The following is an 11,009-nucleotide window of genomic DNA, read 5'->3' as shown; positions in this document are numbered from 1 at the left end:
ATATACAATTAATGACGTTAAAGCTTCACTTATGAAATAGGTCATAACTAGGTTAATACATGATTGTATGGTAAAATCGATGTATAAATATTCGTTACGAGGTGTCCATTATGCCTAAAAAATCTGTTAGACATATTAAAATCAGAGAAATTATTTCAAATGAACAAATCGAAACACAAGATGAGTTAGTAAAACGTTTAAATGATTATGAGATGAATGTGACTCAAGCAACTGTATCTCGAGATATTAAAGAATTGCAATTGATTAAAGTACCTGCACCTACAGGTCAATATGTATATAGCCTTCCTAATGACAGAAGATATCATCCGCTCGAAAAATTGGGACGCTATCTTATGGATTCATTTGTAAAAATTGATGGTACTGACAATTTGTTAGTACTTAAAACGCTACCAGGCAATGCACAATCTATAGGCGCTATTTTAGATCAAATCGATTGGGAAGAAGTATTAGGTACGATATGTGGTGATGATACTTGTCTCATTATTTGCCGTACGCATGCAGATGCTGAAGAAATTAAATCACGTATTTTTAATATGTTATAAGGAAGAGATGATATGTTACAAAGTCTTTCAATTAAACAATTCGCTATTATCGATGCGCTCGAAATTCAATTTGGTGATGGTTTAACGGTTTTAAGTGGAGAAACAGGCGCGGGAAAATCAATCATTATTGATGCGATTGGACAATTAATTGGTATGCGTGCGTCTTCAGATTTTGTACGTCATGGTGAGAAAAAAGCTATTATCGAAGGTATCTTTGACGTTGACAACGCGAAAGAGGCACATCATGTCCTAGAAGAGATTGGTATTGATTTATCCGAGGACTTTTTAATTGTTAAGCGTGAAATATTTAATTCTGGCAAGAGTATGTGCCGAATTAATAATACGACCGTAACGCTACAAGATTTAAGAAAAGTCATGCAGCAATTATTAGACATTCATGGCCAACATGAAACACAGTCACTTTTAAAACAAAAATATCATATTGAACTTTTAGACCGCTATGCTGAAGGCTCTTATGACGATGCTTTACGTCAATATGAAACAACCTACACGCATCATAAGGAGAAAACAAAAGAGCTTGAAGCTTTGGAAACAGCAGATCAGGCTTTATTACAACGTTTGGATCTCATGAAATTCCAATACGAAGAACTTAAGGACGCCAATTTACAAGAAGATGAGATGGAACAACTCGAAGCAGATATTAAGCGCATTCAAAACTCTGAAAACTTAAATCACGCTCTAAATGCTGCATACACAACGTTAACGGATGAATATGCTATTACGGATCGTTTGTATGAACTGAGTACGCAACTCCAAACAATCGATCAAATTTTACCTAATACGTATCTTAAATTGAAAGAAGATGTCGATCAATTTTATTACACGTTAGAAGACGCTAAACACCAACTATATGATGAAATTAATCAAACAGACTTTGATGAGCATTATTTAAACGAATTAGAGTCACGTATGAATCTTTTAAATAATTTGAAACGCAAATATGGTAAAGATATACCTGAACTCATTTCTTATCAAAGCAAAATTGAGGATGAAATCAACAAAATAGAAAATTATGAAGAAAGTACTTCACAGTTAAGAAGTGAAATTGCGGAACTCGCCGAACAACTCCAAGTTGATGGGCAAGTTTTATCAAAAGAACGACGTAAAGTAGCACGTACACTCCGTGATCATATTGTTGACGAAATACAAAACTTACAAATGAAAGATGCCAATTTGGAAATTGCCTTCACACGTTATGAGACACCACAACAAGATGGCCTAGAACGTGTAGAATTTCTGATTAGCCCTAATAAAGGGGAACCCCTAAAAAGCTTAAACAAGATAGCGAGTGGTGGTGAGCTCTCACGCATCATGCTCGCACTTAAAAGTATTTTTGTAAATGCAAGAGGGCAAACAGCCATTCTATTTGATGAAGTTGATTCCGGTGTATCGGGTCAAGCAGCTCAAAAAATGGCTGAAAAAATGAAACAAATCGCATCGGTGATTCAGGTCATTTGTATTTCACATTTACCCCAAGTCGCTTCTATGAGTGATCATCACTTGTACATATCTAAACACGAAAAAGATGACAGAACTACTACACACGTTAAAGAACTACAAGATGATGAACGTATCGAAGAAGTGGCAAGAATGATTTCTGGCGCAACCGTGACTGAACTCACATTGAAAAACGCTAAAGAAATGATTGAACAAAATCAACGCTAAAAGGGGTGTATGACATTGTCATTTTCAACATTATTTCAAAATACACACGCTCTAGAAGGAAATATAGCACTTGTTAATGCAGTGAATGAGTCATCCATTCAAGTGATTCATGATGTGCTCACACAAACCAATGCTACATTCACACTTTATAATGACCAAGATGTTTCGGAATTAATACGTTCATTTGAGCTACCAGCACCAATGTTAAAACGCATCCATATTCATACATTTGACGATGAACATAGCGCACTTTCCGCATGTTTAACTGACTTAGATGCACAGCGTGTTGATATTCTGATGAAAGGGCTCATACCGACGAGTCAAATTTTATCTGCGGTACTCAAACATTTGCGTCATACCCAGGGTGAAAATTATTTTTTAAATCATATCGCATGCTGTGATATACCGGCATACCATAAATTGTTGTTCATTTCAGATGTCGCTTTAAATATTCACCCATCACTAGAAGAACATCAAAAAATCATTCACAATATTAAACAATTCACTCACAAACTGGGATATACCGATTTAAAAGTGGCATTATTATCATCAGTTGAAAAACCATCAGAGAAAATCCCTTCATCTGTACACGCTGATCAATTGAAACAATATTATGCAAATACGAATGAAATAGAAGGTGTAGTTGTTGATGGTCCTTTTGCATTAGATAATGCAATTGATAAACAAAGCGCCTTGCTAAAAGGGATCACTTCTCCTGTTGCAGGTGATGCGGATGTTATTATAGTTCCTCAACTAGACGTGGGAAATGCATTATATAAATCTTTAACCTATTTTGGACACGCAAAAGTTGCAAGTTTAATGATTGGTACGCCATATCCTATCGTTTTAACGTCTAGAGCGGATTCAGTGACCAATAAAACACTATCTGTATTACTTGCTTTAAAAACATTAGCGTGACCTGGATCTTTCAAGTCACATATAAGTTAGCAATCAAGAGAGGAAGGATACTATGGTCCGCATATTAGTTCTTAATTTAGGGAGTACATCAAGTAAATTAGCCATTTACGACGATACAAAAATGTCGTACAGCACAACTGTTGTCCATGATGATGCACTGACACGTTTGGATTTATTAAAACAAAAAGCCCCTCGTCAAATGGCTATAAAACAATGGCTTTCAAAAATCAATGTCCCATCGTCAACATTGGATGCCATTGCTTGTAGGGGTGGTTTATTAAAACCAATTGTAGGTGGCACATATACTGTGAACCGCGCATTATATGATGATTTAAAATCCTTTCAATATGGCATACATGCCTCAAATTTAAGTGGCATTATAGGTTATGAGATGGCTACACACTTAAACATTCCAGTATTTACTTCTGATCCCGTCGTAGTGGATGAATTTATTGATGAAGTTCGAATGACTGGTATACCAGGTATTCAAAGAAAAAGTATTTTTCATGCGTTAAATCATAAAGCTACTGCGCGTCAATTTGCTAAGGACGTTCAACAACGTTACGAAGATTTAAATTTGATTGTCATACATATGGGGGGAGGCGTCAGTGTTGCTGCGCATGAAAAAGGGTTAGTGATAGATGTCAATGAAGCACTTTATGGTGAAGGACCAATGGCTTTAAATCGTTCTGGTTCCATCCCAAATGATGCACTCATCGAATATCAGCATGCACATCAATATGATATTCAACAAATGAAACGTTTATTCTCAGCTCAAACTGGCTTACAAGCTCATGTCGGTTCAAGTGATTTTAAATGGATTATGGAACGTTATCATCACGATACACATATTCATGGCGTCGTCGATGCCTTTAGCGTTCAAATTGCTAAAGCTATTGGCGAACGTGCTGCACTATTAAAAGGGAATGTGGACCAAATCGTGTTTACAGGTGGAATGAGTCACAGTACTTTATTCATCGATTTACTCAAACCTTATATCGAATGGATAGCACCAGTATCTGTCTATCCAGGTGAATTCGAAATGCAAGCTTTAGCTGAAAATGCGTATCAAGCATTAGGTGAACACATACCCGTGAAGACTTACAGTTAGGAGAATCATACAATGACAAAAGAAAAATACGATTTAGTTGTATTAGGTGGAGGTATTGCTGGTTATTCAGCAGCAATTCGTGCGAGTCAGCTCGGTAAATCCGTTGCTTTAGTAGAAAAAGACAAAGTTGGAGGGACATGTTTACATCGTGGATGTATCCCTACAAAATCATTTTTAAAGTCAGCTGAAGTATACCAATACATACAACATGCTGATCAGTATGGGCTCTCTGTTGAAGGCGCATCTGTCAACTTTCAAAGTGTTTTAGAACGCAAATCAAGAATCGTAGAAACGATGTACAATGGTGTCCAACATCTTGTAAAACAAAATAAAATTGATTTATTTCAAGGAACGGGTCGTTTATTAGGTGCTTCTATATTTACACCACAAAGTGGAACTGTATCTGTGGAGTATGACGACGGCGAATCTGAACTTTTACCCAATGACTACGTGTTAATTGCAACAGGTTCTAAACCCATTGAATTACCAATGCTTCCATTTGACCACCGTGTCATTTTAAGTAGTGATGATATGATGCAATTATCAACATTACCAAAACGTATGGCGATTGTCGGTGGTGGTGTGATTGGCTTAGAATTTGCAAGCCTGTTGAATTCATTTGGTGTCGAGGTAACAATTATTGAAGCTGGTGAACGTATTTTAATCAATGAACCAGCGTCAGTCAGTCGCCAATTGAAGCAACATCTCTCTAAAGAAGGCATTCACATTTTAGAAAATACCGCTGTAACAGAAGAAGCTGTGACAATTACTGAACATGATGTAACGTTTGAGCTAGACGATACTTTAACAGTAGATAAGGTACTTGTAGCTGTTGGTCGTCAAGCACTAACTGATGATTTAGGACTTAATAATACGAAAGTCGCTTTATCTGACAAAAAGACAATACAAACTGATGCATTTATGCAAACAGCTGATCAACATATTTATGCAGCTGGCGATGTTATCGGTCAACTTCAACTTGCACATGTAGGCGCTAAAGAAGGGGTAATTGCAGTTGAACACATGTTCAATGAAAATCCTCTTGCTATAGATTATAACTTGATGCCACGTTGTGTATACACACGCCCAGAGGTCGCTTCATTAGGAATGACCGTAGACATAGCTAAAAAGCAAGGATATACTACGCATGTTGTGAAAGCACCGTTTAAAGCGAATGGTAAAGCATTGATCGCATCTCAACAAGATCCTGATGGTTTTGCAGAACTCGTGTTTGAGAAAGAAACACAAACATTTCTAGGTGCTGCACTGATAGGACCTAATGTTACAGAACTTATTAATGAGCTTTCGCTGTTAAGTTTTATGGATGGATCCGCGTTAGAACTTGGTAGTGCGACACATGCACATCCATCGATATCAGAATTATTAATGGAACTCGGTTTAAAAGCTGAAAATCAATCAATTCACATCTAGTAACCTTTGAGGAGGAGAAGGCAATGAAAGATTATAGAGAAGCCAATCTCACAATAGAAGATTTAAAAAATATGTATAGCGCTATGGATTTAGGACGAAAATTAGATGAACGCATGTGGTTGTTGAATCGTGCAGGTAAAATTCCTTTTGTCATTAGCTGTCAAGGACAAGAAGCAACACAAATTGGTGCTGCCTATGCCTTACAAAAAGGTGATTTTAGTGCACCATATTATCGCGACCTTGCATTTGTAACGCATCTAGGAATGACACCGCTTGAAACGATGAATTCAGCTTTTGGTAAACGTGATGACATCAGTTCCGGTGGTAAACAAATGCCTTCACACTTTAGTAAAAAAGAAGTCGGCATCATGTCTCAAGGTTCTTCTGTAGCCACACAAGTATTACATGCTGTAGGTGCCGCGTTATCACTTAAAATGGATGGCAAACCAAATATTGCATTAACATCTTTAGGTGAAGGTAGTTCGAATCAGGGCGATTTTCACGAAGGCTTAAATTTTGCTGGAGTGCATAAACTCCCTTTTATCTGTCTGATTGAAAATAATAAGTATGCTATTTCCGTATCAAAAGATTTACAATATGGTGCTGAAAAGTTATCCGATCGTGCTAAAGGATATGGCATGTTCGGTGAAACTGTAGATGGTAACGATCCTATTGCAGTCTATCATGCCATTAAAACAGCGCGTGACCGTGGTGTTAACGGTGAAGGCAGTACATTAATCGAGGCAATGTGTACACGCCTCACTGCACATTCATCTGATGATGATGATCGTTACCGTACAGATGATGAAAAATCTTATAATAAAGAACATGATTGTAATGTTCAGTTTAAAAAATATTTAATCGATGAAGTTCACATAGATGCGACTTGGTTTGAAGAAATAGAAAAAGAGAATAAACAACGTGTACACGAAGCAACGAAAGAAGCTGAAGCATCACCTTACCCTGATCCTTCAGAGACATATACACATGTTTATGACCAGGAGGGTGAAAAAAATGCCTAAATTAACTTATTTAGAAGCGATTAAAAACGCTTTAGATTTAGCGTTGGAAAAAGATGATCAAACATTTATTTTAGGTGAAGATGTTGGAAAAAAAGGTGGCGTTTTTGGCGTTACTGCAGGTCTTCAAGATAAATATGGTTTGTACCGTGTATTAGATACACCTTTAGCTGAATCTAATATCGTAGGTTCTGCTATTGGGGCCGCAATGGTGGGTAAAAGACCAATTGCTGAAATTCAATTTGCAGAATACATTCTCCCGGCAACCAACCAAATTATGAGTGAAGCTGCTAAAATGCGTTATCGTTCCAACAATGATTGGCATGTGCCACTAACAATTCGTGCACCATTTGGTGGAGGCATTCACGGTGCGTTGTATCACTCACAAAGTATTGAAAGTGTCTTTGCTTCAACACCAGGATTAACGGTGGTTATTCCATCGTCACCTTATGATGCTAAAGGCTTATTATTATCAGCGATTCAATCTAATGACCCTGTATTATTTTTCGAACATAAAAAAGCATATCGTTTATTAAAAGAAGAAGTACCTGAAGATTACTATACAGTGCCATTATATAAAGCTGATGTGAAACGTGAAGGTAGTGATATTACTGTATTTACGTATGGTTTAGCAGTCAATTATTCACTTCAAGCGGCTGACCTTTTAGCTGAAGAAGGCATTGACGTAGAAGTTGTGGACTTAAGAACAGTATATCCACTAGATCAAGAGACGATTATTGAGCGTGCGAAAAAGACAGGCAAATGTTTACTCATTACAGAAGACAATAAAGAGGGAAGTGTCATGTCAGAAGTTTCAGCCATTATTGCTGAAAATTGCCTATTTGACTTAGATGCACCGATTATGCGCCTCGCTGGTCCTGATGTCCCTGCGATGCCATTTGCACCACCATTAGAAGATGAATTTATGATTAATCCTGAAAAAATTAAAAATAAAATGCGTGAACTCGCAACATTTTAAGGAGGGCCATTATGGAAATTAAAATGCCTAAATTAGGTGAAAGTGTCCATGAAGGAACGATTGAACAGTGGTTTGTACAAGTAGGGGATACGGTTGAAGAATATGATCCGTTATGTGAAGTGATCACTGATAAAGTTACAGCAGAAGTGCCTTCTTCATATGCGGGTAAAATCACTAAAATTAATGTGGAAGCAGGCGAAACAATTTCAATAGGAACTGTTATTTGTGAAATGGCGGTTGAGGGTAATGATACAGCTCAAGAAGATACAGCTCATTCTAAAGAGCAACAGCCAACTCAAACTGAACCATCGCCATCAACTAACCAAGGTCATTCTGTATCCGAAAACCAACCTAAAAATAATGGTCGCTACTCACCTGTAGTATTTAAAATCGCATCCCAGCATCAAGTTAATTTAGAAGATGTTCCGGGGACAGGGTTTGAAGGGCGCGTTACAAAAAAAGATATTGAAGCATATATAGCTTCAGGTGAAAGTCAAACAACGTCATCACAAAAAGCAACAATCACTGAATCAAACTCTCAAGCAACATCTGTGAGTCAAAGTTCAGCAAAATCTCAAACATCATCAGATGTTCACGCATCTGTAATTCCTGTTAAAGGTGTGCGCAAACAAATTGCGAATAAGATGGTGCAAAGTGTTCAAGAAATCCCTCACGCTTGGATGAAAATGGAAGTTGATGCGACTGAATTAACAAAAACACGTAATCATTACAAAGCTTCATTCAAAGCAAAAGAAGGTTATAATTTGACGTTCTTCGCCTTTTTCGTCAAAGCTGTGGCTGAGGCTTTACATGAATATCCTATGTTAAATAGTTCTTGGCAAAACGATGAGATTCACGTGCATAAAGATATCAACTTATCCATAGCTGTTGCGGTGGAAGATAAATTATTTGTTCCAGTTATCAAAAATGCTGATGAAAAGTCGATAAAAGGTATCGCGAAAGAAATTGCTACACTTGCTAAAAAAGCGCGTCAAAATCAATTGACGAATGAAGATATGCAAGGGGGCACGTTTACGGTTAATAATACGGGAAGCTTCGGTTCAGTGAGTTCAATGGGAATCATTAACCATCCTCAAGCTGCCATTTTACAAGTTGAGTCAATCGTTAAACGTCCAGTAGTTATCAATGATATGATTGCCATCCGCGATATGGTCAACTTATGTTTATCAATTGATCACCGCATACTCGACGGATTGCAAGCTGGTCAATTTTTAAATGAAGTAAAATCTCGTATAGAACGTTATACACTTGAACATACACAAATTTATTAATGTGTAATGTAAATGGATTGATTGAATTGACGTTTGGCCTTTAGTACAATGAAGGTATCTTAGGAGGTATGGTCATATGGATTTAAATTTTGATTTATATATGAACGATGTAGTGAATCAAGCGCGTAAAGATATGGATAATGCAGGGTATGAACAATTGACTACTGAAGAAGAAGTAGACAGTGTATTTAAAAAAGAAGGTACAACATTAGTTATGATTAACTCAGTCTGTGGTTGTGCAGGAGGCATTGCGCGTCCAGCCGCATCACACGCATTACATTATGATGCATTACCCGATCGTCTTGTTACTGTATTTGCAGGTCAAGACAAAGAAGCGACACAACGTGCTAGAGATTATTTTGAAGGCTATGCACCATCAAGTCCATCCTTCGCATTAATGAAAGATGGGAAAATCACTGAGATGATTGAACGCCATCAAATTGAAGGTCATGACGTTATGGATGTTATTACGCAATTACAAAGATTATTTGATAAATATTGCGAAGAAAAGTAAGGAGCCGTTTAATGATACGTTTAAATCCCTATCGAATTGGATTTAGAACGATTAAAACAGCGGTGGGAATGGCACTAGGCGTTATTATTGCTAAGCTATTAGGTTTAGATAATTATGCATCTAGTGCTATTTTAGTTGTGTTATGTATTAAAGATACTAAAATACACTCCGTACATGCCATCGTATCACGTTTTGTATCATGTTTAATCGCGATTGGGTTTGGGGCACTTATTTTCCCATTACTTGGTCAACATGCACTTGTACTAGGTCTTATCGTCTTATTATTTATACCACTCACAGTTGTTATTAACATGCAAGAAGGTGTCGTAACAAGTATCGTCATCTTATTACATTTTTTTAATGCAAAACACATAAATCTAGATTTAGTCATCAATGAAATCTTGCTGATTATAATTGGCTTGACTATTGCATTTTTAATGAATGCCATTATGCCAAGCTTGGATAAAGATTTAAAGAAGTATAAGCATGATATAGAGACTCAAATTAGAGATATCTTTTATCAGTTTAGCAATGCCTGCGCAACACATAATAACCAGCTTAAAATCACATTTCAACCGCTCAATCTTTCTATTCAAAAAGCGAAATCAATTGCCTTTAGAGATGTTAAAAATCATTTTGTGCGTAATGAAAATAGTTACTATCATTATTTTGATATGAGAGAAAATCAAGTTGAGATTTTAAAACGCATGTATCATCATATCCATCATATCGATGCGGATGATCCTATTTCTCAACGCGTTGCTGAAGTTTTTAAAGAAATGGCTGAAAATGTTAATGAAAATAATTATACAGCCCAACGCTTGCATATGGTTTATCAAGTGAGGCTAGAGATTGATCAAGAGCCTCTACCGACATCGCATGAAGCATTACACACACGTGCAAGTATGATACAAATGTTGTATGATACAGAAGAATATTTAACAATTAAATCTAAATTTGGCAATTTAAAAATGCATCACGAAGTATAAATTCAAAAGACCTTTACGCTACATTGATTACGTAAAGGTCTTTTGTTCATTACATATTTAAAATAGGTGCTACACCCGTCAAAATTAAAGAAATCACGATTGCGATCAGCATTACCATAAGCAATACTTTTCTTACTTTTTCATTTAACACAATTGACGCCTCCAAATTAATTCGTAGTTTAATATTCGTATTGAAAATTATACCATTGTCATTTTGAACATCTCAACATTATTTTTATTACAAATTATCGTCAAACAATCAATTTGCAATGTATTTCAAATGGTTCTGTTGCAAAGTTAGAAATATAGTATAATAGTCAACAAAAATGAGGTGCAGAGGATGAATTATTTCAGATATAAGCAATTTGACAAAGATGTCATTACTGTAGCCGTTGGCTACTATCTAAGGTATGCATTAAGTTATCGAAATATATCTGAAATATTGAGAGAACGAGGCATCTATGTTCATCATTCAACAATTTATCGATGGGTACAGGAATATGCTCC

Annotated in this window: 11 protein-coding genes and 1 pseudogene; 11 read left to right on the top strand and 1 reads right to left on the bottom strand. The window is 36.5% G+C overall.

Going from position 1 to position 11,009, the window contains the following annotated elements; all coding sequences use genetic code 11:
* Positions 1-110: 110 nt before the first annotated feature.
* The 10 genes from ahrC (at position 111) to CD172_RS10250 (ending at position 10,502) form a co-directional block, all read left to right on the top strand.
* Entirely contained in the window at positions 111-563 is a 453-nt protein-coding gene (gene ahrC, locus CD172_RS10295; RefSeq protein ID WP_037567715.1) for a transcriptional regulator AhrC/ArgR, read from the top strand.
* A gap of 12 nt (positions 564-575) precedes the next feature.
* Positions 576-2,249: a DNA repair protein RecN gene (gene recN / locus CD172_RS10290; RefSeq protein WP_060551109.1), complete on the top strand. Its 1,674-nt coding sequence runs from the start codon at positions 576-578 to the stop codon at positions 2,247-2,249.
* A 15-nt stretch (positions 2,250-2,264) separates the two neighbouring features.
* Positions 2,265-3,167 carry a phosphate acyltransferase gene (locus CD172_RS10285; RefSeq protein ID WP_082624725.1) on the top strand — a complete coding sequence of 301 codons (903 nt, stop codon included), beginning with the start codon at positions 2,265-2,267 and terminating at the stop codon, positions 3,165-3,167.
* Between the two features lie 52 nt (positions 3,168-3,219).
* Positions 3,220-4,278, top strand: a complete 1,059-nt coding sequence (gene buk, locus CD172_RS10280; protein WP_037567720.1) for a butyrate kinase — start codon at positions 3,220-3,222, stop codon at positions 4,276-4,278.
* Positions 4,279-4,290: 12 nt separating this feature from the next.
* Positions 4,291-5,709: a dihydrolipoyl dehydrogenase gene (lpdA, locus tag CD172_RS10275; protein WP_103346291.1), complete on the top strand. Its 1,419-nt coding sequence runs from the start codon at positions 4,291-4,293 to the stop codon at positions 5,707-5,709.
* Between the two features lie 23 nt (positions 5,710-5,732).
* A complete protein-coding gene (locus CD172_RS10270; RefSeq protein WP_037567724.1) occupies positions 5,733-6,731 on the top strand; it encodes a thiamine pyrophosphate-dependent dehydrogenase E1 component subunit alpha in 999 nt (332 codons plus the stop codon).
* The gene (locus tag CD172_RS10265) at positions 6,724-7,707 is read left to right on the top strand and encodes an alpha-ketoacid dehydrogenase subunit beta (protein ID WP_060551106.1); all 984 of its coding nucleotides are present in this window, start codon (positions 6,724-6,726) and stop codon (positions 7,705-7,707) included. Before CD172_RS10270 ends, CD172_RS10265 begins: the two co-directional genes overlap by 8 nt.
* Positions 7,708-7,718: 11 nt before the next feature.
* Positions 7,719-8,999: a dihydrolipoamide acetyltransferase family protein gene (locus CD172_RS10260; RefSeq protein ID WP_103346290.1), complete on the top strand. Its 1,281-nt coding sequence runs from the start codon at positions 7,719-7,721 to the stop codon at positions 8,997-8,999.
* A 76-nt stretch (positions 9,000-9,075) separates the two neighbouring features.
* Entirely contained in the window at positions 9,076-9,513 is a 438-nt protein-coding gene (brxB, locus tag CD172_RS10255; RefSeq protein WP_037567731.1) for a bacilliredoxin BrxB, read from the top strand.
* Between the two features lie 11 nt (positions 9,514-9,524).
* Positions 9,525-10,502, top strand: coding sequence for an aromatic acid exporter family protein (locus tag CD172_RS10250; RefSeq protein ID WP_037567733.1), 978 nt, complete (start codon positions 9,525-9,527; stop codon positions 10,500-10,502).
* Between the two features lie 49 nt (positions 10,503-10,551).
* On the opposite strand, the gene prli42 is transcribed toward CD172_RS10250, so the two are convergent.
* On the bottom strand, positions 10,552-10,653 hold the full coding sequence (gene prli42 / locus CD172_RS13080; protein ID WP_156407407.1) for a stressosome-associated protein Prli42: 102 nt from the start codon (positions 10,651-10,653) through the stop codon (positions 10,552-10,554).
* A gap of 189 nt (positions 10,654-10,842) precedes the next feature.
* On the opposite strand from prli42, the pseudogene CD172_RS10245 reads away from it, so the two are divergent.
* Positions 10,843-11,009, top strand: a pseudogene (locus CD172_RS10245) (IS6 family transposase); the annotation flags it as partial.

This window comes from Staphylococcus agnetis (genome assembly GCF_002901865.1).
GTDB classification, from domain to species: Bacteria; Bacillota; Bacilli; order Staphylococcales; family Staphylococcaceae; genus Staphylococcus; species Staphylococcus agnetis.
Note: the sequence above shows the minus strand (reverse complement) of the source record. Positions and strands in the feature narration are given on the sequence as shown.